The organism is Stappia indica, assembly GCF_001696535.1.
In the GTDB taxonomy this organism is placed as follows: domain Bacteria; phylum Pseudomonadota; class Alphaproteobacteria; order Rhizobiales; family Stappiaceae; genus Stappia; species Stappia indica.
Genome location: NZ_MBQE01000002.1, coordinates 532,804 through 557,367, shown reverse-complemented (window position 1 = coordinate 557,367; position 24,564 = coordinate 532,804). Strand labels below are relative to the sequence as shown.

Here is a 24,564-nt window from a genome sequence, read left to right as displayed (position 1 = left end):
CCGACATGGCCGAATCCCTCTGGCTGCTTGTTGTCTTCGGCGGGCCCGTGATCATGGGCCTGTTCTTTTTCTATGCCCTGATGCGCCGGCGCAACCGCACCGAGCGGGCCGAGCGCCCGCACGGCGAGCAGGTGACGAAGGAGATGTACCGCAAGGACGCCACCGAAGGCGACCGAACGAAACCGCCGGAATACTGAGCGACGGGACGGCGCGCCCGTCCCTGTCCAGCCCTGCCCGTGCCTGCGCGGGGACGAGTCTCGCGGCGCCCGGGGATAAGCGCATCTCCATCCGCTTCAGGCCGCCTCGTCGAGGAAGGCGAGGAAGCGGGCCTCCGAGGCGAGGAGGCCGGAGCGACCGCGGGCCGAGCCGGCGCGCTGAAGACCGGAGACGATTGTCTCCCGGTCGTCCCCGGCAAGCGACAGCACGGCCGGATGGACGTAGCTGGTGCGGCAGACCGCCGGCGTGTTGTGCAGCACGGAGGCGGCGGCATCGCAGATCGACTTGACCCGCAAGGCCTGGTCCTTGAGCAGGGCCGTCCGCGCCGCCTCGAAGGCCGCGACGCTGCCGCCCCAGGTCCGGAACATCTTGGCGCTGGTGCCGACGCCGGCAATCTCCGACAGATAGGCGTTGAGCCGCCCGGTCTCGATCCGGCAGGTCTCGCCCGCCTCGTCGCGCCAGGCAAACAGCTCCCGCCCCGGGATCTCGGTGAGTTCGTCCAGCGCCTCGAACAGCGCCCGGTCCCGCAACTCGTATTCCTCGACCGTGCCGCCCTTGCCGCGAAAGCGCAGTCGCACGACCCCATCCTCGGCCAGCTCGACATGGTTCTTCAACAGCGTCGCGGCGCCATAGGTGCGGTTTTCCTTCGCGTAGCGGCGCTTGCCGACCCGGATCCGCGTCTTGTCGATCAGCGAGACCATCGTCGCCAGCAGCGCTTCGGCGCTGGGAAGCTCCCGCTGGAGATCCTGGCGGACGCGGCGCCGGATGCGCGGCAGCGCCCGGCCGAACTCCCGGAGACTGTCGTATTTGAGCGCCCGGCGCTCCTCTTCCCAGTCCGGATGGTAGCGGTACTGCTTGCGCCCGCGGTCGTCCAACCCGGTCGCCTGCAGGTGGCCTTGCGGATCGAGACAGATCCAGACCTCGCGCCAGGCCGGAGGCACCGCCAGTGCGGCGATGCGATCCAGCGTCTCCGGGTCCCGGACCGGCGCGCCGTCCGGCAAGGCGTAGGAAAAACCGCGCCCGCGCCTGCGGCGCCGGATGCCCGGCTCCTCGTCGGTGACATATGCGAGGGTGCCCATCGTGCGTTTCCAAGGTGGCCCATCGGGCGGTGTCGTCACGAAAACGACAACGCCGGCGCACCAGCCAGGTTCCGCACCGACCTTTTTCGGCCGGCTATTCCGCCGCCCGGTGGGTGAGGTTCTCGGCAACCGCGTCGAGCGGGTTCGAGCTTCCCTCCTTGCGCAGCGCCGACCAGGGCGCGTGCAGCGACCAGTAGAGGCCGTCCGGCCGGTACTCCAGCGTCACGCTGGCGGAAAAGGCCGCAGCCGCATGACGCTCGATGATCACCGAGCCGAAGCCGGTCCGCTCCGGCTTGATGACGGGCGGTCCGCCCTCCTCACGCCATTCCAGCAGCATGCCCGGCTCGTCGCGCCGGTCGCCGGCAGCGGCCCACGAGATGCGGACGCATCCGAGCGGGCTTTGCAGCGCGCCATACTTGATGGAATTGGTCGCAAGCTCGTGCAGCACCAGGCCGAGATTTTGCACCGCGCTGACGCCGAGGACGAAATCCTCGCCCTCGATCGCCCGCTGGTCGGGCGAAACGCCGACGGTCGTCAGGTGCTGGTCGATCAGGCTGTGCATCGACACGCCGTACCAGTTTTCCTGGGCAAGCAGCTCGACCGACTGGGCAAGGCCCTGCAGCCGGCTGTCCGCCGCCTCCTGGAATTCCTCCTTGGTGGCGGACTGGCGCGCGATCTGCCGCAGGATCGCCTGCACCAGGGTGAGCACGTTCTTGGTGCGGTGGACGAGTTCGCGCAGCAGCAGGTGGACGCGGTTCTCGGCCTCGCTGCGGTCGAAGGAGGCGTTGCACAGGGCGACGGCGATCTGGTTGACCTCGCTCACCCTCGTCTCGAGCGGCGCGACGATTTCGCCGCGCCCCATCCGCTCCGCCATGCGCGAAAGCTGCCGCACGGAACGGCTGAGCTGGCGGGCGACGAGATAGGCGAGCAGCATGCTCATGGCGATGAAGGCGATGCTGCCGAACAGCAGCAGCTTCCAGGACACGAGGGACGACTGAACCGACGCGACGGGACCGGAGACGACAACCACCCAGGGAAAATTCGGCAGCCGGGCGTAGCCGCTCACCATCGCCTCGCCGTCCTGCTCGAACTCCATGGAGTCGCTGAAACCGGCGAACCCGCGATGCAGGGCGTCGGGAAAGGGGATCGCGACCGGCAGGCCATTGGCCCCGCTGGAGGCGATGACCATGTCGTTCTGGTCGATGACGGCGGCGCTCCAGCCGGGCGGGATCATCTCGCGCGACAGGACGGCCTGAACCTGATCGGTGCCCTGGGTCAGGATGAGCGCGGCCGCGACACCGCGCAGAGGCTCAGGCAGCGGCATGGTGACGTTGAACACCCACTCGCCGCTCGTCTTGCCGAAGAAGATGTCGGAGACGGTGGTCTTGCCGCTGGCAAGAGCCTTGGCCAGCGTGTCGGGATTGGAGGTGAGACCAAGCGGCGTGCCATAGGGAACGCGTGTGTTGAGCAGCTGCTGGCCGTTTTCCTGCAGCAGGATGAGATACATGGAATGCGACGACAGGATGTGCTGCGTCCGGTTCTGGAAGCCCTGGAGGTCGCCGTCCTCCAGCTCCGGAAACACCGAAAGCAGCCGCAATGTCGACGTCATGTCCGTCAGGTGACGTTCGACGATGCGCCCGAGCGCACGCGCGTCGGTGGTCGCCCGCTCGCGCAGCTCCTTTCTCTCGTTCGCCTCGACCTCGACAAAGAGGAAGGTTGCGAACGCGATCAGGGGCACGGCGATGGCAGCCGCCAGAAACGTCAGATATGACGTGATGGACGCCGTTGGTGGCGCCAGAGAAAATACAGAAGATAATTTGCGCAAACGTGTCCGATGCCGTCTGCGTCTGCACATGCCCCATGCGCCCGACAGCCAGCACCCCTTTCCGGCTAAACGTTCACCCCCGATCCGTTGCAAAACGTACTAGTAAAATAGCGACTTGACCATATCGGCTTTTTTGCAAGCCTGTGAACAAAGGAACATTCGCCGTCGCCCTGCGGTTCGAGAGGCTCTCCCCCAACCGCAGGAGCACGAAATGGCAACACCTAACCGCAAGGCCACCACGGAGGCGACGGCAGAACGCCAGCGCAAGATCCAGGACGATATCGATACGACCAGCGGCAGGAGACATGAAAACGGCGGCGCCATGCAGGCCGGTGCAAGGACCTATCCCGAGCCGCCGCTGCCGGAGCAGCACCAGCCCAAGCCCGGCGCCGAATGGGCGCTCGATCCCCCGCCCATGTGCGATGCGCCCTATTACGAAGGCTCGCGCAAGCTCGCCGACAAGGTGGCGATCATCACCGGCGGGGATTCCGGCATCGGGCGCGCCGTCGCCATTCTCTTCGCCCGGGAGGGAGCAGATGTAGTGATCTCCTACCTGAGCGAAGACCGGGACGCCAAGGACACCGCCGAAATGGTGGAGAAGGAAGGCCGCCGCTGCCTGATGAGCCGGGGCGACGTGCGCGACCCGGCCTATTGCGCACAGCTGGTGGAAAAGACCGTCGACACGTTCGGCCGGCTGGACGTGCTGGTCAACAATGCCGCCTTCCAGGTCCATGCCGATGCCATCGAGGACCTGACGACGGCGCATTTCGAGGAGACGATCGAGACCAACCTGCACGGCCTGTTCCACATGTGCCGCGAGGCGGTGCCGCACATGAAGTCCGGCGCGGCCATCGTCAACACCGGGTCGGTGGTCGGTCTGGAGGGCAAGGCGCAGCTGCTCGACTACGCGATCACCAAGGGCGGGATCCACGCCTTCACCAAGTCGCTGGCCTCGCAGCTGCTGCCGCGCGGCATCCGGGTGAACGCGGTCGCACCGGGCCCGGTCTGGACGCCGCTGAACCCGTCCGACCAGCCGGCCGACAGGATCGTCCAGTTCGGCGGTTCGGTGCCGATGAAGCGCCCGGCGCAGCCGGAGGAACTGGCGCCGGCTTATGTGTTCCTCGCCTCGCCCCACTGTTCCAGCTACATCACCGGTGAAATCCTGCCCGTGGTCGGCGGCTGAGAACACGAACGCAAACGGGGCGGCCGAAGCCGCCCCGTTCGTTTCGTCCGGACTTCGAGCCGGCGTGGCCTTACCGGGCGGCCTGGTTGTGCGCCCCGCCGGGCCGCACGACGCCGCTGAAGCCGACGCCGGTCATCGCCTGGTCCTGCTGCACGGCATCGGCCAGCGAGACCACGCCGGCCAGCCGCTTGTCGCCGTCGAGGACGACGAGGCGGCGAACCTGGATCTCGCCCATGTTCATCACCACGTCCTCGATCTCGTCGTCCTCGAAACAGTATTTCACGTCGCGGGACATGACGTCGCGAACGCGCCCGGAGCCATCCAGGCCGCGCGCAACGCCGCGCACCGCGATGTCGCGGTCGGTGACCATGCCGACCAGCTGGCCGCTTTCGCCGACGGGAAGCAGGCCGATGTCGCTCGCCGCCATGCGCGAGGCGACGGCTTCCAGCGTGTCGTCGGGGCTCGCGATCTCCACGTCCCGCGTCATGATTTCAGAAATCTTCATCTCGGTCTCCCGATGTCTGGTGCCAGCGGTTCCGCCGCCGCGAGGGCCGCGAACCTGGAAAGGCCGTAACCGCCGGGACCGCCTGTGCGGTCTGCGCCGGCGCGGCACCCTTCGAACCGGGCCGACGCGCCGAATGTTCCCGGCCATAGGGCTGGAACATTCGTGCCCTCTCGCCGGTTGTGCCTCCCGTGAAGAGAAATCCCGAAAGGGACCCCTGAAGAGGATCCGAAACGGACCGACCAAGGAGGCAAGCATGCCGTACAATGACGACATCCGCCGAGACACCCGCATGCGGGAAGAGCGCGCGCGCGAGCGGCTGCGGGACGAGCGGGAGGGGCGCCGTGGCCGCCGCTATCCGGGCGTCGGCGCGCTTTACGGGCCCTATCCGATGATCGGCGAGGGTCTCTATCCCCAGTATCCGGGCTATTACGGCGAGGACTACGATGAATACCGCCGCGACGACCCGTGGCGCGGGGCCGGCTATGCGGAACGCTATGGCGACCGCTATCGCCGCCGCGACCGCAATGAGCGGGACTTCTGGGACCGCGCCAGCGACGAGGTCGCCTCGTGGTTCGGCGACGACGATGCCGAACACCGCCGCGAGATGGACAAGCACCGCGGCAAGGGCCCGCGCGGCTACAAGCGCTCGGATGCGCGCATCAGCGAGGATGTGCACGACCGGCTGAGCGACGATCCCTATCTCGACGCCAGCAACATCTCGGTCGAGGTCAACGACCGCGAGGTGGTGCTGAGCGGGCTGGTCGACCACCGGCACGACAAGCGCCGGGCCGAGGACTGCGCCGAGTCCGTCTCCGGCGTCACCCATGTGCAGAACAACCTTCGCGTCCGTCCGCATCCGGTGCCGCCGCAAAGCGACCTGGCGTGACGGATGCCGCGGCCGGCCTCTCTCCCGTCTCTTCCCCTCCCCGGGAGACGGGAGCGGGAGCCGGCCGCCGGCTTTCTAACGCCGCTGCGCTTAGCCGCGCTCCAGCACGGCGAGCAGCGGCAGGTGATCGGAGGCGATGCGCGACACGGGCGTGCGCAGGGCCGAGCAGTCGAGGCAGCGAAGGCCCTTCGACACGAAGATGTGGTCGAGGCGCAGCAGGGGAAACCGCGCCGGAAAGGTCGGCCCGGCACGCGTGCGGCGAGCGGGGCGTGCAAGATCCAGCACGGCGGCGATCTCGCCGAAGGCGCGCGAGGAGGGAACCGAGTTGAAGTCCCCCATCAGCACCGCATCCTCGCCCCGGCAATCGGGGTGGCCGAGCCAGTCCGGGCCGACCAGCGTACGCGCCTGCGTCAGCCGCTCGCCCCACCACAGGCCGAGATGCGTGTTGAAGACGTTGAGCGGGCGCCCCTCGTGCTCGATCCGGCACCAGATGGCGCCGCGCGGCTCGCCGCGCGAAGGGATCGGCCCGGCCTTGACCACCTGCATCGGCAGCGCGGTGAGGATGGCGTCGCCGTATTTCTCCTCCGCCACATGCATGGCGGGATGGAAGACAGAGGTCATCTCGAGGGCGGCGGCGATCTCCTCGGCCTGGTCGATGCCGCCGCTGCGCAGGCGGCCGACATCGAGCTCCTGCAGGGCGACCACGTCGGGCTTGGCGGCGGCGATCACCTCGACGATGCGCGCGAGATCGAGCCGCCCGTCGCCGCCGACGCAGCCATGCACGTTGTAGGACAGGACTTTCAATGCGCCGGCCCTAGAACCATGCCTTCAGCATCCCGGTCAGGCGCGTCGCCGCGCCCGTGCCGACCTCGCGGAAGCGCTGCAGCGGCCAGAAGCGGCGCTTCGGGTCGACGATGCCCGAGCCCAGATGCAGCAGGCCGGCGCGCTTGCGCGGATTGACCATGTAGGGGCGCAGGCCCCGCTCCTTGACGTTGAGCCGATCGATGACGGCGGTGAGCGAGCCGGTGCGCTCCACCACCTGACCGACCTCGGCCGGATCGGCGTCGAGATGCTCGGCGAGCAGCGAATTGCGCAAGGCCACGATGGCCCGCTGGCAGTCTTCGCCCTGCGCCTCGACCGCCAGGTCGCACTCGCTGTCGAAGCCTTCCGAGCGGTTGTTGAGGTTCGAGGAGCCGACGCGCACGAAGCGGTCGTCGACGATCACCAGCTTGGCATGGATCAGCACTTCCTGCTCGCCGCCCTCGCCGTCGGGAACGACCGCATAGGCGATGCGCAGGCGGCCATGGGTGTTGGCGCGCATCAGCCGGCGGATCGCCAGCGTGCGGCCGTAGCCCATCGTCCACTGCTCCAGCAGGCCGCGCGTGTCGCGGGTGACGAGGATCACCACCTCCGGCCCCTCGGGCTCGCGCAGGCGCGCGACGAGATGGCGGACCACCCGCGTCGAGGCGAGATACTGCGTCTCGATATAGATGTGCTCGCGCGCCGCATCGATGGCATCGCAGGTGAGCTGGATCGGGTCCGTGCGGCGCTTGTGGTCGCGCCCGCCGGCCTCGGCCAGCGCGACGGCGACATCGCAGCCGGTGAGATGCGGCTCAAGGTCGTCGAGCCACGTTTCCTCCGGTGCCTCGGCGGCCGGAAGCTCGTCGGAGACCGCCCGCGCCCAGCGCCGCCGCACCACGTCGGCGATGAGGCGCGCGCCCTCGCCCGACAGTGCCACCTGGATGTCGTGCACGGGGCCGTAGGGGTCGCCGTTCGGCCGGCGGCGCAACGGGTTCTCGGCCCGGTGATCGGGCGTGTCCCAGCGCTGCGAGGTCAGGTCGATGCCGCCGACGAAGGCGAGCTCCTCGTCGATCACCACCAGCTTCTGGTGATGGGAGGCGCGCAAGGGATGCTCGAAATCGTAATGCAGCGCGATGCGCGGATGCTCGCACCAGTCGGTGTCCTGGAGCACCGGGATACGGCCGCTGGAATAGACCGGCCCCTCGCCCCACACGAGAATGCGGATGTCGAGCTCCGGCGTCTCCTCCACCCGCGACCGCAGCAGCGCGCCGAGCGTCATCGCGTTCTCGTTCTGCGGCTGCAGGAGAATGTCGGGGTCGAAGTCCCAGCCGACGATCCAGATGGACCGCCGCGCCTGCATCAAAGCCGCTTCGACGCGGCGGTAATAGGCGTCCGCATCAACCAGGAAGGCGAGGCGATCCGCCTGCGCCATCCGCCAGGCGTTGCGCTCGGTGTCGATGATCGGGGACGGGGCGAGAGAGGTGTCTGCGAGGGTCATCCGGGTGCCGTTGCTGCCTTGGACTGTCAAGAACGGGGAACATCAAGAGCGGGTTATCGCCGAGACGGGAGACGGACGCGCGCGGACCGCGTCCCGTCTTCCGCAACTCGACGTCTTCCGCAATTCGAACTGGATCGGTCCGGCAGCGTCAGCGGTCGCGGACGATCCTGTTCGACTCGTGATCCTGCCGCTGGTCGTTCTGGACGCCCTTGCTGTCGAGGCCGCGCTCCTTGCCGTGGCTGGCCTTGTCGCGGTTGGAAAGGGTCATGTTGTCGCCGAGGACGTCCTTGTCGGCGATGGTGCGCGCGCCGCTGCCGCTGCCCTTGCCCTGCGAACCGGCGCCCATGTGCTTCTTGCTTGCGTTGGCCATCTGGTCCTGTCCTCCTGCTGTGTGCGGTCGGGCATGCGCCCGGATGGCGCCTGCCTCTAGGGATAAGTCGCGAGGCGGCAAATCGTTCCGGCAGGCGTCTTGGCAGGCACCCCTCAGCCCGCCCGCAAGGTCTCGATGGAGGCGACCGGATGGTCCGTGTCGCGCTCCAGGGAGGAGTTCGGCGAGCCCTCGCCCAGCTCTTCGAGCAGGCGGTGGCGCGCCCGGTTCAGCCGGCTCTTGATGGTGCCCATGGCACAGCCGCAAATCTCCGTCGCCTCCTCGTAGGAAACGCCGCGCAAACCGATCAGCACCAGCACCTCGCGCTGCTGCTCGGGCAGGCGGTCGATCGCCGCGGCGATCTCATGCCCGCGATACGACCATTCCTGCGTCGGGTCGGCCGCCGGACGCAGGGAAACGCAGTCGGCCGCCCCCGGGGCCTCGCGCGTGTCGATCTTGATCTTGGTGTAGAAGGCATTGCGCATGATCGTGAAAAGCCACGACTTCATGCTGGTTCCGGGACGGAACTGGTGGATGTTGGCAAGCGCCCGTGTGAGCGTCTCCTGAACCAGGTCGTCGGCATGGGTCGGCTCCCGGTAGAACGTCCTGGCAAAGGCACGCAGGGCGGGGATCAGGTGGACGATCTCGGATTGCGGACCGCTCAGACGGGCGCGTTCGCGTATTCCCGGCATCGGGACTTCTCCTCGATTGCAAGATCTGGCTGGCCCCCGATGCCCCCGACACGGACTCAACTTGTCGTGAGCGGCAATGTTCCCGATCAGCCGCTCTTTCCGGGACCTAAGGGCGATGCTGCCCGAGGTCCGGCGCCCGCAAGGCGGGCCTGCCGTTGAAGTCCGGTCGTACCTACCCAACCCCCGGGCAGCCGGCTTGTTCCATCCCTGCTTTTTCAATCGAGGTGCCGGCCGTTTCCGGCGGGACGGACAGGCGGGAACCGAACCGCAGCCCTGCCGCGGTGGAACACGATTGCCGGTCAAGGGTTTGGAACAATGTGGCCTGCGGCGACAGCGGCGGGTCGCGACGGGCGGAGGGCCCGTTGCGGATCACGGGCCTTCCGCCTGCGGCCCCGGCAAGGTCCGGTGCCGAAACCCTCACCGACCGCCAGCAAGGAGAGATGCCGTGACCCGTCACGCAGCCAATGACAGCCATTCGCGCCTTACCGCGTGCTTCGCCTCGCGCGGGGACGCCGAGCGCGCCGTGGAACACCTCGTGCAGGAGCACGGCCTCGCCCGCGACGCGATCTCCGTCGCCGCCGCACGCCAGGCCAACAGCGCCGGGACGACCGCCTCGGGAGCCGATGCTTCGGCCAATCCGGACGAAGGTTCGGCCTTCGAACCCGCCCTTGGCGGCCCCATCGAGGTGTCGGTCGAGCTGAAGGGCGCGGACGGCACGCGCGCGGAAAAAGCCTTCCGCAGCGCCGGCGCCACCGACATAAGACAAGGATGAGCCCGCCATGTCTCGACTGGAGCCGTTCGAACTGGAAGGCCGTCTCAACGGACTTCGCGACACGCTGGAGATCGTCCTCGTCCACCTGATGAGACAGGCGGGCGCGGAAGATCTGCGCCGGGACCTGGAGGCGCGGCTGAACCTTGCCGACCAGCAGGAAGACCCGGGCGCGGTGCCGCAGGACGCCTTCGCCGTGGAAGCGGCGGCGGCGCGCGAGATCAAGCTGGTGCTGGAACGGGTGGATGCGGCGCTGGACGCGCGCAAGGCGTGACTGGCAAGGGCGTAATGAGCAAAAGCCGGCGGCGGTGAGACCCGCCGCCGGCATGTCTTCAAAAGGGCGGCTTATTCGATGACGGCGCAGGCCTGCCGGTCGCCGGCATCGCCCGACGGCTGGCTGGAATAATCGTCCTTGCCGCCATGGATCATCAGCGCCTTGCCGCGAATGGCCTTGTCGCCGTCCAGCGTCACCATCGAGTTGAAAACCTGCGCCCGCAAGGTACCGGCGCCGTCGACCCACTGGTTCGGCATGTCGCCGGCATGCGGGCCGTTTTCCGACAGATAGCCGTGATCGGCGCTGCCGCCCGGATTGAAATGGCCGCCGGCCGACTTGTGGCCGTCCGAGGCGTCGCAGGTGCCGGTCTCGTGCACATGGAAGGCGACCCACTGGCTGGCCGGAAGGCCGTTCACCTCGAGATCGATGAGCACGCCGGCGGAGGTGCCGGTGAGGGTGGCGCGCCCGGTCTCCTTGCCGTCCTTGCCGATGAAGGTGGCGTTCGCCTCCTGCTGCGCCCCGCCCTGCGCGGAGGCCGGCAGCGCGGCAAGCGCTACGAGGCCGCCGGCGATCATGATTGTTTTCATCCCTCAGTCTCCTGTCTTGCAAATCCTGGCGTTCGAAGATCGCGGGGGCGGCTGGCTAGGACCGCTGTCCGCCCGTCCCTGCCGAACCGGCCAGCGGCCAGCTTGTTCCGCATGCGCTTCGCCCGGTCTTCGGATTGCGCATCTTGCGGGGAACATGAGGCGCCCTTGCGGCGTTGGAAAATCACGATCGAGAGAACCAGGGAGGCCCCCGTGAGACCGAGATCCGCACCCCTTGTCCTTGCCGCGCTGCTGGCCCTTGCCGGGCCGGCGACCGCCCAGCAGCAGGACAGCGAACCGCCGGCCGCCGGCGACGAATGCCGCCTCGCCCCCGATCCGGATGGCGAAGGCCTGACCGGCCAGCCGGGCGCGAAGGGCGAAAACGAGACCCTGTCCGGCATGCTGGACGAGTGCGAAGGCGTGCTGGAGCCGCCGCCCGCAGACAATGGCGAGTTCGTGCAACCGGCGCCCGATGCGGGCGAAACCCCGGTGATCCCGCCCGGCGCCCTGCCCGGACAGCAGACGCCCGGCGGCGAGACCACGACGCAGTAAACCGGCCCCGCAACAGGGCCCCCAAGAGAAAAGGTCGAACGGCCATGACCCGCAGGATCTACAAGCTGGTGCCCATTGCCGCCGCGGGGGACCCGAACTGGGAGCGCGCCGGCGGCAGCGGCATCGTTCTGGTGCGCGCAGACTCTTCGGGCGATGCCAGGCTCGTCGCCAGCGAGGCCGAGCCCGACTTCCTCGACACCGACCGCAAGCCCGCGCATGGCGCCTCGACGCGCTTTGCCAGCGCCTTTCGCGACGAAAAGCTCTACGGGGTAGAGGAGTGCGAGACCTCCCGCCATTCGCCGGACGGGCCGCGCGAAGTGGTGGAAGGGATGATCCGGAACCCGCTGCAAGACTGACGGTAGACGGGAGGGGAGCTTGCCCCTCCCGTCCGCGTGAGCGTCAGCTCTCGACCTCGGTCTGCGGCCGGTCGTTGCCCGGCTCCTGCTCGACATGCCAGGCGCCGGTCTCGTCCTGATACTCGATCCATTCCGGATCGCCAGGCCGGGTCTGCTCGCGTGCGGCCTGGAGGGCGGCCACGCGCGCCTCGTCGGCGGTGGCGAAGGTTTCGGAAAAGACGTCGGCGACCTGGTAGGCCCAGCCTCCGTCATGCTCGACGACGTGATAGACGACCTTGGTCATGGGGAGCTCCTTTTTCGCGGAAAATCGTAGGGTCAGCGGGCGCTGAGCACCATCTCGCGCACCCATCTGATCAGCAGCTCGTCATAGGAGCGCCGGCTTTCGGCATCCGAAAGCGCATGGTCGGCGCCCTTGATGATGCGGTGGGTGATCGAGCAGGCATTGCTGAAGGCGGCGAGATAACTGGCGATGGTGGGATGCGGGACGAGATGGTCGTTCTCCGATTCCACCACCAGCACGTCGCCGGCAAAATCCTGGCAGTGGCGCAGCGCCCTGTTGGCGTCGCGCGCCACCTGGCGGCTGCGGTATTCCTGCAGCTCGCGCCGGTCGAGCGAGATCTTGGGCGTGTCCCAGTCCTCGTCGCGATAGAGCGCCGGCACGCGAAGCGCCAGCCAGCGCACCCGGCGCGAGGTCGCCAGGAACGTGCTGAGATAGGCGCCGTAGCTGCTGGCGATGACGGCGATCGACGAGGTGTCGACCGCCGGATGCGACGCCAGCTTGTCGTAGGCGGCGCAGATATCGGCGAGATTGTCGGCGCGGCTGACCTTGGCCTTGTCGGAATCCATGGCGCCGTGGCCGCGCATGTCGAAGGTGAGGCAGATGCAGCCGAGCCGGGAGATGGCGCGCGAGCGCTTTTCGTCGCGCTTCTGGCTGCCGCCCCAGCCGTGGACGAAGAGGACCCCCGGCCAGCCGGTCTGCGGCTCGAAGAACTGGCCGGCGAGCCGGGCTCCGCCGACGTCGATATGTGTGTCGGACTTTCTCAAGGCGCATCCTGCACGGAAGCATATTTCAGGATCGGCCCGACCTCGGCATCCGTGCCGTGGAAATAGGGCCGGGCGTTCTCAGGGAGAACGGCCGCGGCGCCGTATCGTTCCACGGAGGCCGCGATAACGTGGCGGCGGGCGGGATCGCGGTCGAAGACCTCGAGGGCGGCGAGCTCCGCCGGGCTGGCCCCGCCGACACGCCAGGACTGTTCCAGCACCGCGCTGCGCTGCTCGCCCGCATGGTCGGTGCCGACGATGATGTCGTAGTTGCGCCGCGAGGCGACGAGGCCGAGCTCGCGCTCGGCGAGCTGGTCGAAGCGCATGGCCATGGCGCAGAGTTTCGCCACTTCCGGCGGCACCAGTTTCAGCAACTCGGGATAGCCGCCGCGCACGACGAACAGGCGCGAGCCGCCATAGACCTCCTCGCCGGCATTGTTGGAGGTGAGGTCCTGGGTGCCGACATAGGCCGCATGCAGGTCGCCCAGCATCACCTCGCCGACGCTGTAGGTCTTGACGTTCTCCAGATGCTCTTCCAGCACCAGCCCCCCGTCGAGCAGGCCGATCTCCGCGGCCCGTTCCAGCACCCGGTCGAGCTCGTCCTGCGAGCGGGCGACGAACTGGCCGACGCCGCCGCTGGCGCCGACCGCCTTGATCCGCACCGGTCCGCGGTCGAGCAACCGGCGGCCGGCCTGCGCCGCGCCCTCGAGGGTGAAGGCGCTCGCCCCGACCAGCGCCACGTCGCAGGCCGCAGCCGCAAAGCCGGCGGGCCAGCCCTCCGGCGGGGTTTCGCCCGGGGCCAGCGGATGCACGATGGCCTTGGTCGCGAGAAGGCCGGCCGGCACCCAGCCGCCGAAGAAACGCGCGGGATCGGGCCCGGCCGCGCCGAACACCACGGCGCCGTCCTCGGCAAAGAGCGTGCTGCGGGGAATGCAGTAATGCGCGCCGTCGCCGCCGGCAGCATCCTCCAGCCGGCCGCCGAAGCGGCGGCGCAGCAGCTCGGCCGCGTGGCGGGCGAGCGCCATGTGGGTCTGCGCCTGATGGGTCGGCGCGTCCTCGCACCCCCAGGTGACGAGCAGACCCTGATCTGAAGATCCGCGATCTTCGGTGCTGGAACCCATCGAACACTCCCGACGTGGCGTTTGGGGACGGTGGCTTTTCGGGGGACCCGCCTCGGCGGGCGGCCCGTGCCGGCGCCCTCTGCAAGGCGCCGGCGCATGAGCCTCAGACCCGGCTTCAATCCTGGGGCTGCACGTCCGTCACAGGCCCGCCCGAGACAACGCGCAGGTTGTTCTGGCAGTTCCGCACGCCGGACATGCGTTCGGCGAGATCCTCCGCGTGCCGCTTGGCGAAGCGCGAGGACACCGTGCCGGAGAGCGTCACCTCGCCGTCCCGTACTTCCACCTCGATGTCGGAGGCATCGATGTGCCCGTCGTCGGAGAGGATGTCGTTCACATCCTCCAGGATGCGGGCGTCGGAGCGGGTGTAGTTCTTCGGCCCGCGGCCGCGATGGTCGGCCCGGCGCAGACCCGGCGCATCGCCGCGATAGGCCTCGCGGAAACCGTAGCCGCGCAGGCCCGGGTCACCGCGGTTCACGGGACCGGCCTGGCCGTAAAGGGGTGTGCCGGGATAGCGCTGGCCCGAATAGCGATAGCCGGGGCCGGAGCGGCGCAAGCGCATCTCGTCCGGATGCGGCACCGGCGCGCGCGCCTGGCGCTCGTCGCCGTCCCAGGGGTCGCCCTCGGGATAGCCGTAGTCGAGGTCGCGCCGGTCGCGCGGATAGCGCGAGGGGCCGGCGGCCGCCTCCAGCCCGCGCAGGAACTCTTCCTCGTCGTGGAAGGCATCCTCGCGCACGTCCGGGCGGGCGAAGCGGTCCTCGCGGCGGTGTCGCCCCCGGCTGTCGCGGTCGAAGCGATCATCGTAGCGGTCGTCGAAATGCCGGTCGCGTTCCCAATCCATTGGCATGACGTCAGTCTCCTCGGGGTTCGGCCCGGATGCGGGCCGGCGGACACTGGCTGCCCGCATTCGTCCCAACTCCGGCCGGCCGCCCGGTGTTCCCGCCCCGTGCGCTGTGCGTCGCTTTTTGTGCGAGGAAACTTAGTCGGCTGAAGACAAGAAACCCGAGCGCGGACGGGCCGCACTCGGGTTTTGGCCGGGAGGCACCGCAAGGGCGCCTCCGCAGGTCCTGCGGTCGGCAGCGGTTACTGCTTGATCCAGCCGCACGCCTGCTGGATGGACGCGGTGTGGTCCATCTTCGGGCTCGGCAGCGACGTGCCGCTGGTCGAGCCGGTGGCACCGGTGGACCCGGTCACGTCGCTGTTGGCACCCGGCGTCGTGGTGACGTTGCTGGCCGTGTCGACGCTGGCGCAATGGGAGCGCACGCGGGCCTGCTGGTCGCTGGTGAGCGTATCCCAGTTGGCGCGCACCTCCTGCTCGGAGCGCAGCGTGCCGGCATCCTGGTCGCTGAAGAAGGCATCGCCGATGGCACCGTCCCAGCCCATCGGCAGGCCAGAACTGGTGCTGGTGCTGGAGCCGGCGGCCGCCGGATCGGTGCCGGTCTGAGGCGCGGTCTGGGCCACGGCGCCGGTGGCAAGACCCAGCGAGAGCGAGGCGGCGATCAGGAACTTGTAAGTCATGGACAGTCCTCCTGTTGTGTGGAGCCCTGCCAACAAGCGGGACGAGGTTATGTTCCGCAGGATCCGCCTCGGGACGATTTTATTTGCCCTTCGATGCATCGGTTCACTGGCAGGCGGACAGGAAAAAGACGCCGGCAAAGGAAAAGACGCTGGCACCGAGCGCCGCGATCGCCGCGAAATAGGCGAGCGGGTAGAGGAAGCCCTCGCCCCGCCGGCGGCGCAGCAGCATGACCACCGCCGCGCCCGCCGCCAGATGCACCAGGAAGATCGCGATCAGCTGCAGGCGCTGCAGCGACAGCCCGCCGGCCATGTCCAGCGCCGTGTCGTCCCAGCCGAAGCGGCAGCCGACCGACAGCATGGCGTAGAGCGCGACGAAGGCCATCGCCCACACCGTGAAGCCGGCGCCGAGAAGAAGGAGGCTGCGCGGTCTCACGAGCCTGTCCCTCCGGTTGTCGCGAGCCAGGCGAAGACGAAGGCGGCACTGATCCCGATGAGGCCGGTGGCGGCGGCATAGTCGTGCCAGACCCGGCCGATGCGAAGATCGAGGCTGCGCGCCGCCGACAGGAAGCCGGCGTGCCAGCGCCAGAGGCCGTAGGCCGCCAGCAGCGCGCCGAAGCCCGCGCGAAGACCGCAAAGGGAAAGCAGCACCAAGGCAGTGGCGTTGTGCGCATGGGCGGTCGGCACCGGCACGCTTGCCGCCATCAGCGCGAACAAAAGCGCCGCCCCGCCATGGGCGCCCGCACAGACGCCGAGCCGAAGGGCGGGCGAGCGCTGCTGCAGCAGCGCGGCAAGACCGCCGCGACCGGCGAAGGCGGCGAGCACCAGGAGCACGGCGCAGGCGCCGGCAAGCAGCGGATCCGGCAGGGCCGGACGGGCCGGCGGCCATTGCGGCGCGACCAGCCACAGGAACAGCCCGCCGAACAGCAGCGAGGAGAACAGCGTCGCCTCGGCGGCGCAGGTCATCACCATCGCCCACCACGAGGGCGGCGCCTCGGTCTCCCAATGCGGGCGGGCGGACGCGCCGTTGCCGATGGGAAGCGCGCCCATGTCCTGCCGCGCGCCGGTGGCGCCGGTCCAGGCCAGCAGCGATACGACGACCGCGAGGAAGGCGAAAAGCGCCAGCCAGTAGATCTTGGCGAGGAGGCAGAGGACCATGGCGGCAGTGAGGAGCCCGCTCCACAGCGGCAGGAAGGTCTGGCGCGGCAGGACGATCAGCTGGTCCGGCCGACCGCCGACCATGTCGACGCCGAGCGTCTCCATCCAGCCGTTGCGGGTGAAGCCGAGATAGCCGCGCCCGGCGGCGAGCCGTGCCCCCTCCGCATCGGGCGCCAGTCGGTCGCCGCGCTCCTCGATATGCGGCAGCGAGGCGAAGGCGTAGGAGGTCGTCGGCGTCGGCATCGCCCATTCCAGCGTGCGCGCGGCCCAGGGATTGCGCCGGAACCTGCGCCCGAAGCGCATGTGCACGACGAGATCGACGACGAACAGGGCAAAGCCGATGGTCATCACGAAGGAGCCGACGGAGGACAGGAGGTTCAGCCAGTCGAGCCGCGCCTCCACAGGGTAGGTGTCGATCCGGCGCGGCATGCCGCGCAGGCCCGTCAGGTGCATGTGGAAGAAGGTCAGGTTGAAGCCGAGGAAGATCAGCCAGAAGGCCGGCTTCGACACCCGGTGCTCGGCCAGCCGCCCGGTGAAATGCGGCAGCCAATAATAGGTGGCGGCCATCATCGGGAAGACGAAGCCGCCGACCAGCACGTAGTGCAGATGCGCGACGACGAAATGCGTGTCGTGCGCCTGCCAGTTGAACGGCACCATGGCCAGCATGACGCCGGTCAGCCCGCCGACCACGAAGATGAAGAAGAAGCCGCCGAGATAGAGCATCGGCACGTCGAAGCGCGGCCGCCCCGCCGCGAGCGTCGCGATCCAGGCAAAGATCTGCACTGCGGTGGGGATCGCCACCAGCCCGCTGGCGGCGGAGAAGAACGCCAGCGCCAGATGCGGGATGCCGACGGTGAACATGTGGTGGACCCAAAGGCCGAAGGACAGGAAAGCCATGGCGATCACCGCGACGATCACCGCGCGGTAGCCGACCAGCTCGTGCCGGGCGAAGGTCGGGATCATCATCGAGATCGCCCCGGCCGCCGGCAGGAAGATGATGTAGACCTCCGGATGGCCGAACAGCCAGAAGAGGTGCTGCCACAGCAGCGAGTCCCCGCCCCTGGTCGGATCGAAGAACGGCAGGTCGGCGGCGCGCTCCAGCTCCAGCAGGATCGAGCCGAGGATCAGCGGCGGAAAGCCGAACAGCATCATCAGGGCGGTGATCAGCAGGTACCAGGCCATGATCGGCATGCGGGCAAGGCTCATGCCGGGCGCGCGCACCTTCAGCACCGAGACGGTGATCTCGACCGCCGCCGACAGGGCCGAGATCTCCACGAAGGTGATGCCGAGCAGCCAGACGTCGGCATTGATGCCGGGCGTGTAGGTGGAGGAGGACAGCGGCGTGTACATGAACCAGCCGCTGTCCGGTGCAACACCGGCGATCATGGCGCAAAGCAGGATCGAGGCGCCGAAGATGTAGCACCAGAAGCCGTAGGCGGTGAGCCGCGGGAAGGCGAGATCGCGCGCGCCCAGAAGCTTGGGCAGCAGGTAGATCGCGAAGCCCTCGAACATCGGGATCGCGAACAGGAACATCATCACCGTGCCGTGCATGGTGAAGAGCTGGCCGTAGATCTCCGGTCCGACGAAGGCGGTGCCGGAGGTGGCGAGCTGCACGCGGATCAGCATGGCGAGCAGTCCGCCGACGCCGAAGAAGAAGAAGGCGGCGAGGATGAACCGCTTGCCGAGAATGGTGTGGTTGACGGCGCCGAGCTGCTGCCAGCCGGCGGGCGTGTCCCACAGGGCGGCGAGCTCCCGGTGCAGGCGGATCGGGTTGACGGGAGGCGCCGCGGCGGCGCCCTGCCGGTCCTGCGGTGTCTCGCGGCTCATCGTGCGCCCTCCCCGCCCACAGCCGTATCCGAAGCCGCGGCAAGGCCGACGGCTTGCGCGAAGGCGTCTTCCTCATGCGCCTCGACGGAGAAGCGCATCGGCGCATGGCCGATGCCGCAATATTCGGCGCAGACCCCGCCATAGGTGCCGGGTCGGTCGGCCCTCAACCGGATGACGTTGACATGGCCGGGAATGGCATCGAGCTTGCCGCCGAGCCGCGGCACCCAGAACGAGTGGATGACGTCGGCGCTGGTCAGGACGATGTCGACGTCGCGCCCCACCGGCAGATGCAGCAGGTCGTCGGTCTCGTAGCCGCCCGGATAGCGGAAGCGCCAGGTCCACTGGCGCGCCATCGCCTCGATGCGCAGCGCCTCGCCCTGTCCGACCACCAGCACCCGCTCGCCGAGCGCAAGCGCCGCCGTCACCAGGCCGGAGAGAATGACCAGCGGAACGACCAGCCCGCCCCACAGGATCAGCCGCGTCTCGCCGAAGCGGCGCAGCCAGGCGGGACGCACGAAGGCCAGCATCAGCACCGCGGCGACTGCGAGGAAGATCGCCGTTCCGGCGAAGAGCATGATCCACCACAGCGTGCCGGTGCCGCGCGCCGCCGGCCCCTCGGGCTGCAGCGCCGACAGCGGGCCGGTACAGGCCGACAGGAGCAGGCCGCCGGCCAGCAGGCAGATCGGGCGGAACAAAACGCCGCTTCGGAACCTTTCCCTCAAAACGGAAGGACCCCCATGAACGAAATGGAAGACACCGACAGCCCGGTCATCGAGGAAGTGGCGGACGAGCCCATCGCCTCCGCCGTGGCCGTCGCCGGACATCCGCTGCATGCGATGAGCGTGCATTTCCCCATTGCGCTGGTGGTCGCGACGCTGGGCTGCGACGTCTTCTACTGGTGGTCGGGTGATCCGTTCTGGCTGCGCGCCGGCCTGTGGTCCGCCGGTTTCGCCTTCTTCGCCGGTCTCGGCGCCGGCATGGTGGGAACCGCCGAACTGCTGTTGGTCTCGGGCATCCGCGTGCGCGCGGCGAGCTGGACCCACGCGGTCGCCGCGATGATGCTGATCGCCACCATCGGCACCAACTGGGGCCTGCGCCTGACCGAACCGGACGCGGTGCTGCCGCACGGCCTGATGCTGTCGGTGCTGGCGAGCATCTTCACCGGCCTCGCGGGCTGGCATGGCGGCAAACTCGTGTTCGATCACGGCATCGGCCTCATCATCTCCGAAAAGGATTGAACTCGCCCACAAGGCGCTTAAGGGCGCCGGGCTCCGACAGGGCCTGCGGCAGCAGGCCCTGAAGGTCGGGCTTGGCCAGCACCACCACCAGAATGACCGCGGCGGTGGTGATCACCGCCGTCATCGCGACCAGGCCGCGAGACAGCGAATACTCGCCGCCGCGCCGGAACAGGCCGATCACCACCGCCCCCGTGAGAATGTGCAGGACCACCAGCACGCCGACGAAGACGAGCTTGAGCTGGAACCAAGGCGCAAAGGCCTGCTGCAGGAAGATCAGCGCCGTGCCGCTGCCCACGGCGATGAAGGCCGCCGGCGAGACGATCCCCACATAGAGGTAGCGCACCGTCGCATGCAGGGAGTGGAACGCCGCGTCGTGGCCGACCCGGGCGCGCCTCAGGTAGAGGCCGGGCAGGCAGACGAGCCCGGCGACCCAGACGGCGATGGCGGCGATGTGCAGCCCCTTGACCCACAGCATCAGCATCAGCGAACGCGCCGCGACGAGGCCGGTGCCAGCTGCACCGAGAGCAGCAGCAGCGCCGCCACCAGATAGGGCAGCGAGGCGGGGACCCACATGATCAGCCCGGCGAGCTGCTGGTCGGCCAGCGGCGACAGGCCGAAGGCCTGGGTGGTGCCGAGATGCGGGACGTAAAGCGGGGAGCGGGCGAAGGTGAGCAGGGCGCCGAGCATGCCCATCTGCACCATGGTCGCCAGCAGGGCGAAGATCGCCGAGCCCGGATGGGCGGCAGGCGCGAGCGCCGCGCGCCACAGGGCGAAGGCGGCACCCAGCAGGCTGAGCTGCATGGTCCAGTAGGGCAGCGCACCGACGATGGCCACCTCGTAGACCTGGGGCACGTGCCAGAACCAAAGCAGCAGCGCGTTGAGCCCGGTCAGGGCGCTGAGCGGCAGGGAGGGCGCAGGGAAACGAACCCCGCGAAAGGCCAGCGCCAGCAGGGGCGCGACAACGCCGATCAACAGGGCGTGATGGGCGACGCGGGCGGAAAACAGCGAAACGGTGAGCGCGCAGAGAGGCGAGAGAAACAGCAAGGCCAGCACGCCGGTGCCGGCAAGGGCCATCGACCGGCAGTCCCTCCGATCACCCCGCTGGCCATCCCGCCGACCGGATGCCGCGTGGATCCCGAGGATCGCCGCGCAGAGCGCCAGGGCGAGCGGATCGAAATTCCACGCGAGCAACAAGGTTTGCGGCGCTGGCGCCGGTCCGCAATAGACGTCTGGCATGTCGGTTCCCCTCGCGATCGAAACCGAAACGCCTCGCGGGCCGGATTGTTCCCGAAACGGGGGCAGAACGCGGAACGGGCCTCAAGGCCCGCCCCGCTTCATCTCTCGTCCGACCCGCCGCTCTCCTTGCCGGGCTTGTCGCCGCGCTCGGCGAGCGCCTGCTCCAGCTGCCTTGCAAGGTCGAGCAGCCGGTCCGGCACGGGCTCGTTCTCGACGTTTTTCAGCAGGTCGGCGAAATACCGCCCGCCGAGCGGGCTGGGTGGAGCCCCCCTGTGAGCCCCCCTGTACTGGCCGGACTGGCCCTTTCTGGAATTCTCGTCATCAAAGGTCATGTCGGTCCTGCATTCCTGTGCGCCCTTTCCGGCGCCATGCTCAGCCGCCATAGCGGGGAGCAGATGATGATAGGGCTGCGTCGGCGGACGGGGATTCCCCGCGCCTCATCTCACGCATGCTGCGGCGGATTGTCGGTTTCGTCCGGGTTGGGCAAGGGATCCTCGTCCGGCAGGCGGCCGGGATCCGGCTCGCGCACCGGGGGCGGGGGAAAGGGCGTCGGCGATGGTGGCGGCCCCGGCTCGGGACGCGGGGTCCCGGGACTTCCGGGGCTGGGATTTCCAAAACTGGAATTTCCGAAACTGGGATTTCCGGTGGTCATGGCTGCCTCCTCCTGCATAACCCTGTCGAGCTCCGCTTGTTCCCGCGTCTCTCACTCTTTTCCCGGAAGGGAGACGGGCTCCCCCAGCACGCGGCCGACCCAGACCTGCTTGACCACGACCAGGCAGACGACGGCAAGCGGGGTCGCCAGCAATACGCCCAGAGGCCCGAACAGAACGCCGAAGGCGAGCAGCGCGAACATCGTCACCGCCGGCGGCAGCGAGACCGCCTGCTGCTGGATCAGCGGGTTGAGCACGTTGCCTTCGAACTGCTGGACCGCGAGATAGAGCAGCAGGACCCAGATCGCCGTCGTCGTGTCGACCGCAAGGGCCAGCGCGACGGCCGGCGCAAGCGCCAGGACCGGGCCGAAGAAGGGGATGAACTCCAGGATGCCGGCGATGAAGGCGAGCGCCAGCGCCGCCTCGATCCCGATGGCCCACAGGCCCAGGAAGATCAGCGTGCCGACCACCAGCATGGAGGCGAGCTGCCCCATCAGCCAGCGCTGCAGCGCCGAGCCCAGCGCATCCATGGTGACGGCGGCGCCCTGGCGCGAGCGGCGCGGAAACAGCATCAGCAGCCCGCCGCGGTAAAGATCCGGCCGGAAGCCGATGTAAAGCCCGGCCGCCGCGACCAGAACCACGTTGGCGAGCAGGGTAACGGCCCAGCCGGAGAGGCCGGCGATGCGGCTCATCACCGCCCCTTCCGAGACCATCGCTTCCGCGCGCTCGACCAGCCATTCGCCAACATCGCCGCTGCCGAGCCAGTCCTCCACCGGCGCCAGCAGCTCCGGCAACCGGTCGCGCAGTTCCAGCAGCTGCGCCTGCAGCTGGGTGCCGAGCACCGCGACGAAGAGCACGATGGTCAGCATCGCCGCAACGGTGGCGACGACGAAGGACGAGCCCTCGCCGAGGCCCGTCGGCCGCGCCAGGAGATCGGCGAGGCTGCGCAGGACGATGGCGAAGAGGATGGCGGCAAAGACCAGAAGGACCAGGCTGCGCAGGTACCACAGCGTCAGGGCGGCAACGACAAGGAGGGCGACCGCGATCAGCCGCTGAGCGAAACTGCCGAGGGCAATCGGAGAGGAATGCACGGTCATCGGCAGGTGTCCCTCCGCCGGGATCCGTCCTGGCGAAGCGGCGGCCCTGCCCGGTGCGGGCGTGTGTTGACGATGCGCATGGCGGCATCCCCCGTATGTCCGGTTGCGTCTTTGCGGCTGCGGCTTTGCAGCTGCGGCTTTGCGATTGCATCGGGGACCACAACTGCCGGGACTGCCAAATGTTCGCCTGCCGCATCCGGGAACATTCCCGCCCGAAGGCAGTTGAAAGGCTGTCACAAATCGGATGGGAGACGACAGATGCCCGCGAAATCCAAGTCCCAGCAGAAGGCTGCCGGTGCCGCCCTTTCGGCGAAACGCGGCGAGACCGACAAGAGCGACCTGAAGGGCGCGTCCCGGGAAATGGTGGACTCCATGACCGAGAAGGAACTCGAAGAGCTGGCGTCCACCTCTCGCAAGGGGAAGCCCGAACACGTGTCCAAGTCCTAGGAGACGGGGCATGGTTCAAAAGGACAGGCGTTTTTTCGGGAAGCCTCCCGAATTCCTCTCCCAGCGCTCGGCCTCGACCGAGCTGGAGGCGGAAGTGGCCTCGGCCCTGGCGAATGACGGGACCGTCGACGCCTCCGACGTGGTGGTGACCGCCGACCATGGCGGCGTCACCCTCGCCGGAACGGTGGCGAGCGCACAGGAAATCACCCGCTGCTCGCAGATAGCGCGCGGGATTCCGGGCGTGCGCCACGTTCGCAATATCATCGGCGTGTGGGGATCGAAAATATAGCCAGCGGCGGGTTTCCCGCCGCCGGCCTGCCGGAAGTGCCAGAGAAAGGGCGACCTATTCGGTCGCGCCCTCCGGCTCGCGCCTCAGCGTTTCGTCCGGCAGAACCGGAGACGAGGGCTCGTAACGCTCACCGCCGGATGTCGCCTCGGCCGCCGGTTCGTCCGGCGCCAGAGCGGCTTCCCGATAGATGTCGAGGCCCCACCAGGCGATCAGGGCCAGCACGAGCGACACCACCAGCAGGATCAGGATGCGGGGAGAGCCCGTGCCCTGACGCGCCCTGCCCGGCGCCACTTCGATCGGTTCGGTTCGTCTCTTCTGGTCCTCGTCCATCCTGTTTCCTTCGTTGACGGTGGTCATGTCCTCTCCGGCAGCCGCGCAGGGGCGCCGAAAGGGGCTGGCGCGCGCGTCCGGCCTCAGCCGAGGCCGAGGAAGGAGAGAATGGCGACAACGACCACGACAAGGCCGACGAGATAGATGATGCTATGCACGGAATGTCTCCTCGTTGCTGGAACTGACCACTCAACGCGGCAACGGGCCGGGTTGTTCCATCGCGGCTGAACGCTGGGCGCTCAGACCTCGTCGAAGCGCCCGCCCTCGCGCGAGGGATTGCGGCGCAGAACCGCCTCGGCCTCGTCGTCCGGCAAGGCCTCGTCGCTGCGCTGGTAGGGGTTGTCGGCCTCCTCGCCCGGCAGCTCGCCGTCCGGCTCGTCCAGCGGCAGTTCGGCAAGCGGGCGGCCGTTCGGATCCGCCGGCACCCGGTCGGTGAAGGGCGCCGCGCCTTCCAGCTCCTCCCAGTCCTGCTGCTCGAGCCCGGGTGCCTCGTCGGCAGCATCCTGCTCAACCGGGCGGGCGGGTTTCTTCAGCGGATCCATGTCGCGTCTCCTCAAGACTGTTGGCGAAAACGACCGGCCCGGCGAACCGCGCCGCCGGGCCTTTCTCTCTATCAACCGCCGGGGCCGGACAATGTTCCACCGGCGGTCGGACGGGTTTTTCTCGCGGTAACCGGAACCTCGCGGCGTGCCGCCTGTTCGAAAGGCGACAAGCGAGAAAAGGAGACCCCCATGGGCACGTGCCACCAATGCGGAAACGAGTACGACAAGTCGTTCGAGGTGACGATGGCGGGCAAGAGCTACGTCTTCGACAGCTTCGAATGCGCCGTCCAGACGCTCGCGCCGACCTGCGCGCATTGCAGCTGCCGGGTGATCGGCCACGGCGTCGAAAAGGACGGCACGATCTATTGCTGCGCCCATTGCGCCGGCCACGACGGCGCGACCGGCCTCACCGACAGGGTGCCCTGACCGCACCCGAAAGGCGGCCGCCGAAGGCGGCCGACGGCCGGAACAAATCGGCCGCCGGCGGCG

The 24,564-nt window shown here is 68.6% G+C and carries 33 protein-coding genes; 11 read left to right on the top strand and 22 right to left on the bottom strand.

The genetic code is table 11. The annotated features are described in order from the left end of the window. The first annotated feature begins 5 nt into the window (after positions 1 to 5). The gene (locus tag BBX35_RS10510; protein WP_067219535.1) at positions 6 to 197 is read left to right on the top strand and encodes a LapA family protein; all 192 of its coding nucleotides are present in this window, start codon (positions 6 to 8) and stop codon (positions 195 to 197) included. A 96-nt stretch (positions 198 to 293) separates the two neighbouring features. Here BBX35_RS10510 and BBX35_RS10505 read toward each other — a convergent pair whose 3' ends face one another. Further along, a complete protein-coding gene (locus BBX35_RS10505; RefSeq protein WP_067219532.1) occupies positions 294 to 1,295 on the bottom strand; it encodes a DNA topoisomerase IB in 1,002 nt (333 codons plus the stop codon). Positions 1,296 to 1,389: 94 nt separating this feature from the next. Further along, entirely contained in the window at positions 1,390 to 3,033 is a 1,644-nt protein-coding gene (locus BBX35_RS10500; RefSeq protein WP_171901430.1) for a sensor histidine kinase, read from the bottom strand. Between the two features lie 298 nt (positions 3,034 to 3,331). On the opposite strand from BBX35_RS10500, the gene BBX35_RS10495 reads away from it, so the two are divergent. Next, positions 3,332 to 4,303: an SDR family oxidoreductase gene (locus tag BBX35_RS10495; RefSeq protein WP_067219528.1), complete on the top strand. Its 972-nt coding sequence runs from the start codon at positions 3,332 to 3,334 to the stop codon at positions 4,301 to 4,303. Positions 4,304 to 4,373: 70 nt separating this feature from the next. Here the strand turns inward: BBX35_RS10495 and BBX35_RS10490 are convergent, their stop codons facing one another. Continuing rightward, on the bottom strand, positions 4,374 to 4,808 hold the full coding sequence (locus tag BBX35_RS10490) for a CBS domain-containing protein (protein WP_067219526.1): 435 nt from the start codon (positions 4,806 to 4,808) through the stop codon (positions 4,374 to 4,376). Positions 4,809 to 5,061: 253 nt separating this feature from the next. On the opposite strand from BBX35_RS10490, the gene BBX35_RS10485 reads away from it, so the two are divergent. Beyond that, positions 5,062 to 5,694: a BON domain-containing protein gene (locus tag BBX35_RS10485; RefSeq protein WP_067219524.1), complete on the top strand. Its 633-nt coding sequence runs from the start codon at positions 5,062 to 5,064 to the stop codon at positions 5,692 to 5,694. 90 nt (positions 5,695 to 5,784) lie between these two features. Here the strand turns inward: BBX35_RS10485 and BBX35_RS10480 are convergent, their stop codons facing one another. The 4 genes from BBX35_RS10480 to BBX35_RS10465 form a co-directional block, all read right to left on the bottom strand. Further along, positions 5,785 to 6,498 (bottom strand): endonuclease/exonuclease/phosphatase family protein, encoded by a 714-nt coding sequence (locus BBX35_RS10480; RefSeq protein WP_067219521.1) that lies wholly within the window; start codon positions 6,496 to 6,498, stop codon positions 5,785 to 5,787. 10 nt (positions 6,499 to 6,508) lie between these two features. Next, entirely contained in the window at positions 6,509 to 7,993 is a 1,485-nt protein-coding gene (locus BBX35_RS10475) for a phospholipase D-like domain-containing protein (RefSeq protein WP_067219518.1), read from the bottom strand. A gap of 148 nt (positions 7,994 to 8,141) precedes the next feature. After that, a complete protein-coding gene (locus BBX35_RS10470) occupies positions 8,142 to 8,363 on the bottom strand; it encodes a hypothetical protein (RefSeq protein ID WP_067219515.1) in 222 nt (73 codons plus the stop codon). 113 nt (positions 8,364 to 8,476) lie between these two features. Next, entirely contained in the window at positions 8,477 to 9,052 is a 576-nt protein-coding gene (locus BBX35_RS10465; protein ID WP_067219513.1) for a sigma-70 family RNA polymerase sigma factor, read from the bottom strand. Positions 9,053 to 9,497: 445 nt separating this feature from the next. Here BBX35_RS10465 and BBX35_RS10460 point away from each other — a divergent pair, with 445 nt between their 5' ends. Then, complete coding sequence (locus tag BBX35_RS10460) at positions 9,498 to 9,824, top strand: hypothetical protein (RefSeq protein ID WP_067219511.1); 327 nt, start codon at positions 9,498 to 9,500, stop codon at positions 9,822 to 9,824. A 7-nt stretch (positions 9,825 to 9,831) separates the two neighbouring features. Continuing rightward, a complete protein-coding gene (locus BBX35_RS10455; RefSeq protein ID WP_067219509.1) occupies positions 9,832 to 10,095 on the top strand; it encodes a hypothetical protein in 264 nt (87 codons plus the stop codon). 71 nt (positions 10,096 to 10,166) lie between these two features. Here the strand turns inward: BBX35_RS10455 and BBX35_RS10450 are convergent, their stop codons facing one another. Then, entirely contained in the window at positions 10,167 to 10,682 is a 516-nt protein-coding gene (locus BBX35_RS10450) for a superoxide dismutase family protein (protein WP_067219506.1), read from the bottom strand. A 210-nt stretch (positions 10,683 to 10,892) separates the two neighbouring features. On the opposite strand from BBX35_RS10450, the gene BBX35_RS10445 reads away from it, so the two are divergent. Beyond that, positions 10,893 to 11,231 (top strand): hypothetical protein, encoded by a 339-nt coding sequence (locus tag BBX35_RS10445; protein ID WP_067219503.1) that lies wholly within the window; start codon positions 10,893 to 10,895, stop codon positions 11,229 to 11,231. A 44-nt stretch (positions 11,232 to 11,275) separates the two neighbouring features. Continuing rightward, positions 11,276 to 11,587, top strand: a complete 312-nt coding sequence (locus BBX35_RS10440) for a hypothetical protein (RefSeq protein WP_067219500.1) — start codon at positions 11,276 to 11,278, stop codon at positions 11,585 to 11,587. A 43-nt stretch (positions 11,588 to 11,630) separates the two neighbouring features. Here BBX35_RS10440 and BBX35_RS10435 read toward each other — a convergent pair whose 3' ends face one another. From BBX35_RS10435 to coxB, 8 genes are all read right to left on the bottom strand, one after another. Beyond that, positions 11,631 to 11,870: a DUF2188 domain-containing protein gene (locus BBX35_RS10435; protein WP_067219497.1), complete on the bottom strand. Its 240-nt coding sequence runs from the start codon at positions 11,868 to 11,870 to the stop codon at positions 11,631 to 11,633. Positions 11,871 to 11,902: 32 nt separating this feature from the next. Then, the gene (locus tag BBX35_RS10430) at positions 11,903 to 12,631 is read right to left on the bottom strand and encodes an alpha/beta hydrolase family protein (RefSeq protein WP_067219496.1); all 729 of its coding nucleotides are present in this window, start codon (positions 12,629 to 12,631) and stop codon (positions 11,903 to 11,905) included. Beyond that, a complete protein-coding gene (locus BBX35_RS10425; RefSeq protein WP_067219493.1) occupies positions 12,628 to 13,749 on the bottom strand; it encodes a DUF3182 family protein in 1,122 nt (373 codons plus the stop codon). The genes BBX35_RS10430 and BBX35_RS10425 overlap by 4 nt, the downstream gene beginning before the upstream one ends. Before the next feature lie 115 nt (positions 13,750 to 13,864). Continuing rightward, on the bottom strand, positions 13,865 to 14,593 hold the full coding sequence (locus tag BBX35_RS23900) for a BON domain-containing protein (protein ID WP_244271606.1): 729 nt from the start codon (positions 14,591 to 14,593) through the stop codon (positions 13,865 to 13,867). Between the two features lie 236 nt (positions 14,594 to 14,829). Then, positions 14,830 to 15,264 (bottom strand): hypothetical protein, encoded by a 435-nt coding sequence (locus BBX35_RS10415; RefSeq protein ID WP_067219488.1) that lies wholly within the window; start codon positions 15,262 to 15,264, stop codon positions 14,830 to 14,832. Between the two features lie 103 nt (positions 15,265 to 15,367). Next, positions 15,368 to 15,697, bottom strand: a complete 330-nt coding sequence (locus BBX35_RS10410; RefSeq protein ID WP_067219486.1) for a hypothetical protein — start codon at positions 15,695 to 15,697, stop codon at positions 15,368 to 15,370. Then, a complete protein-coding gene (gene ctaD / locus BBX35_RS10405; protein WP_067219484.1) occupies positions 15,694 to 18,246 on the bottom strand; it encodes a cytochrome c oxidase subunit I in 2,553 nt (850 codons plus the stop codon). Before ctaD ends, BBX35_RS10410 begins: the two co-directional genes overlap by 4 nt. Further along, positions 18,243 to 18,941 (bottom strand): cytochrome c oxidase subunit II, encoded by a 699-nt coding sequence (gene coxB, locus BBX35_RS10400; protein ID WP_244271605.1) that lies wholly within the window; start codon positions 18,939 to 18,941, stop codon positions 18,243 to 18,245. The genes ctaD and coxB overlap by 4 nt, the downstream gene beginning before the upstream one ends. 42 nt (positions 18,942 to 18,983) lie before the next feature. On the opposite strand from coxB, the gene BBX35_RS10395 reads away from it, so the two are divergent. Further along, entirely contained in the window at positions 18,984 to 19,484 is a 501-nt protein-coding gene (locus tag BBX35_RS10395; RefSeq protein WP_067219481.1) for a DUF2231 domain-containing protein, read from the top strand. Here the strand turns inward: BBX35_RS10395 and BBX35_RS10390 are convergent. From BBX35_RS10390 to BBX35_RS10375, 4 genes are all read right to left on the bottom strand, one after another. After that, the gene (locus BBX35_RS10390) at positions 19,465 to 19,965 is read right to left on the bottom strand and encodes a CopD family protein (RefSeq protein WP_067219478.1); all 501 of its coding nucleotides are present in this window, start codon (positions 19,963 to 19,965) and stop codon (positions 19,465 to 19,467) included. The two genes, BBX35_RS10395 and BBX35_RS10390, sit on opposite strands and share 20 nt — an antisense overlap. Continuing rightward, entirely contained in the window at positions 19,965 to 20,558 is a 594-nt protein-coding gene (locus tag BBX35_RS10385) for a cytochrome c oxidase assembly protein (protein WP_323133734.1), read from the bottom strand. Before BBX35_RS10385 ends, BBX35_RS10390 begins: the two co-directional genes overlap by 1 nt. Before the next feature lie 260 nt (positions 20,559 to 20,818). Next, a complete protein-coding gene (locus BBX35_RS10380) occupies positions 20,819 to 21,052 on the bottom strand; it encodes a hypothetical protein (RefSeq protein ID WP_067219473.1) in 234 nt (77 codons plus the stop codon). A gap of 371 nt (positions 21,053 to 21,423) precedes the next feature. Then, positions 21,424 to 22,467 carry an AI-2E family transporter gene (locus tag BBX35_RS10375; RefSeq protein WP_083206190.1) on the bottom strand — a complete coding sequence of 348 codons (1,044 nt, stop codon included), beginning with the start codon at positions 22,465 to 22,467 and terminating at the stop codon, positions 21,424 to 21,426. A gap of 258 nt (positions 22,468 to 22,725) precedes the next feature. On the opposite strand from BBX35_RS10375, the gene BBX35_RS10370 reads away from it, so the two are divergent. Next, complete coding sequence (locus BBX35_RS10370) at positions 22,726 to 22,914, top strand: DUF3008 family protein (RefSeq protein WP_067219471.1); 189 nt, start codon at positions 22,726 to 22,728, stop codon at positions 22,912 to 22,914. Between the two features lie 10 nt (positions 22,915 to 22,924). Beyond that, positions 22,925 to 23,203, top strand: coding sequence for a BON domain-containing protein (locus BBX35_RS10365; RefSeq protein ID WP_067219469.1), 279 nt, complete (start codon positions 22,925 to 22,927; stop codon positions 23,201 to 23,203). Between the two features lie 54 nt (positions 23,204 to 23,257). Here the strand turns inward: BBX35_RS10365 and BBX35_RS10360 are convergent, their stop codons facing one another. After that, complete coding sequence (locus tag BBX35_RS10360) at positions 23,258 to 23,560, bottom strand: hypothetical protein (RefSeq protein ID WP_067219466.1); 303 nt, start codon at positions 23,558 to 23,560, stop codon at positions 23,258 to 23,260. 212 nt (positions 23,561 to 23,772) lie between these two features. Further along, a complete protein-coding gene (locus BBX35_RS23210; protein ID WP_067219465.1) occupies positions 23,773 to 24,075 on the bottom strand; it encodes a hypothetical protein in 303 nt (100 codons plus the stop codon). A gap of 189 nt (positions 24,076 to 24,264) precedes the next feature. Between BBX35_RS23210 and BBX35_RS10350 the strand changes: the two genes are divergently transcribed. Beyond that, complete coding sequence (locus BBX35_RS10350; RefSeq protein ID WP_067219462.1) at positions 24,265 to 24,501, top strand: hypothetical protein; 237 nt, start codon at positions 24,265 to 24,267, stop codon at positions 24,499 to 24,501. Positions 24,502 to 24,564: the final 63 nt, after the last annotated feature.

What these genes read in the sequence shown, in the direction of transcription:
- BBX35_RS10510 (WP_067219535.1), top strand. Translation starts at nt 6, where the DNA reads ATGGCCGAATCCCTCTGGCTGCTTGTTGTCTTCGGCGGGCCCGTGATC.
- BBX35_RS10505 (WP_067219532.1), bottom strand. Translation starts at nt 1,295, where the DNA reads ATGGGCACCCTCGCATATGTCACCGACGAGGAGCCGGGCATCCGGCGC.
- BBX35_RS10495 (WP_067219528.1), top strand. Translation starts at nt 3,332, where the DNA reads ATGGCAACACCTAACCGCAAGGCCACCACGGAGGCGACGGCAGAACGC.
- BBX35_RS10490 (WP_067219526.1), bottom strand. Translation starts at nt 4,808, where the DNA reads ATGAAGATTTCTGAAATCATGACGCGGGACGTGGAGATCGCGAGCCCC.
- BBX35_RS10485 (WP_067219524.1), top strand. Translation starts at nt 5,062, where the DNA reads ATGCCGTACAATGACGACATCCGCCGAGACACCCGCATGCGGGAAGAG.
- BBX35_RS10475 (WP_067219518.1), bottom strand. Translation starts at nt 7,993, where the DNA reads ATGACCCTCGCAGACACCTCTCTCGCCCCGTCCCCGATCATCGACACC.
- BBX35_RS10470 (WP_067219515.1), bottom strand. Translation starts at nt 8,363, where the DNA reads ATGGCCAACGCAAGCAAGAAGCACATGGGCGCCGGTTCGCAGGGCAAG.
- BBX35_RS10465 (WP_067219513.1), bottom strand. Translation starts at nt 9,052, where the DNA reads ATGCCGGGAATACGCGAACGCGCCCGTCTGAGCGGTCCGCAATCCGAG.
- BBX35_RS10455 (WP_067219509.1), top strand. Translation starts at nt 9,832, where the DNA reads ATGTCTCGACTGGAGCCGTTCGAACTGGAAGGCCGTCTCAACGGACTT.
- BBX35_RS10450 (WP_067219506.1), bottom strand. Translation starts at nt 10,682, where the DNA reads ATGAAAACAATCATGATCGCCGGCGGCCTCGTAGCGCTTGCCGCGCTG.
- BBX35_RS10440 (WP_067219500.1), top strand. Translation starts at nt 11,276, where the DNA reads ATGACCCGCAGGATCTACAAGCTGGTGCCCATTGCCGCCGCGGGGGAC.
- BBX35_RS10435 (WP_067219497.1), bottom strand. Translation starts at nt 11,870, where the DNA reads ATGACCAAGGTCGTCTATCACGTCGTCGAGCATGACGGAGGCTGGGCC.
- BBX35_RS10425 (WP_067219493.1), bottom strand. Translation starts at nt 13,749, where the DNA reads ATGGGTTCCAGCACCGAAGATCGCGGATCTTCAGATCAGGGTCTGCTC.
- BBX35_RS23900 (WP_244271606.1), bottom strand. Translation starts at nt 14,593, where the DNA reads ATGCCAATGGATTGGGAACGCGACCGGCATTTCGACGACCGCTACGAT.
- BBX35_RS10415 (WP_067219488.1), bottom strand. Translation starts at nt 15,264, where the DNA reads ATGACTTACAAGTTCCTGATCGCCGCCTCGCTCTCGCTGGGTCTTGCC.
- ctaD (WP_067219484.1), bottom strand. Translation starts at nt 18,246, where the DNA reads ATGAGCCGCGAGACACCGCAGGACCGGCAGGGCGCCGCCGCGGCGCCT.
- BBX35_RS10395 (WP_067219481.1), top strand. Translation starts at nt 18,984, where the DNA reads ATGAACGAAATGGAAGACACCGACAGCCCGGTCATCGAGGAAGTGGCG.
- BBX35_RS10390 (WP_067219478.1), bottom strand. Translation starts at nt 19,965, where the DNA reads ATGCTGATGCTGTGGGTCAAGGGGCTGCACATCGCCGCCATCGCCGTC.
- BBX35_RS10385 (WP_323133734.1), bottom strand. Translation starts at nt 20,558, where the DNA reads ATGGCCCTTGCCGGCACCGGCGTGCTGGCCTTGCTGTTTCTCTCGCCT.
- BBX35_RS10380 (WP_067219473.1), bottom strand. Translation starts at nt 21,052, where the DNA reads ATGACCTTTGATGACGAGAATTCCAGAAAGGGCCAGTCCGGCCAGTAC.
- BBX35_RS10375 (WP_083206190.1), bottom strand. Translation starts at nt 22,467, where the DNA reads ATGACCGTGCATTCCTCTCCGATTGCCCTCGGCAGTTTCGCTCAGCGG.
- BBX35_RS10370 (WP_067219471.1), top strand. Translation starts at nt 22,726, where the DNA reads ATGCCCGCGAAATCCAAGTCCCAGCAGAAGGCTGCCGGTGCCGCCCTT.
- BBX35_RS10365 (WP_067219469.1), top strand. Translation starts at nt 22,925, where the DNA reads ATGGTTCAAAAGGACAGGCGTTTTTTCGGGAAGCCTCCCGAATTCCTC.
- BBX35_RS10360 (WP_067219466.1), bottom strand. Translation starts at nt 23,560, where the DNA reads ATGACCACCGTCAACGAAGGAAACAGGATGGACGAGGACCAGAAGAGA.
- BBX35_RS23210 (WP_067219465.1), bottom strand. Translation starts at nt 24,075, where the DNA reads ATGGATCCGCTGAAGAAACCCGCCCGCCCGGTTGAGCAGGATGCTGCC.
- BBX35_RS10350 (WP_067219462.1), top strand. Translation starts at nt 24,265, where the DNA reads ATGGGCACGTGCCACCAATGCGGAAACGAGTACGACAAGTCGTTCGAG.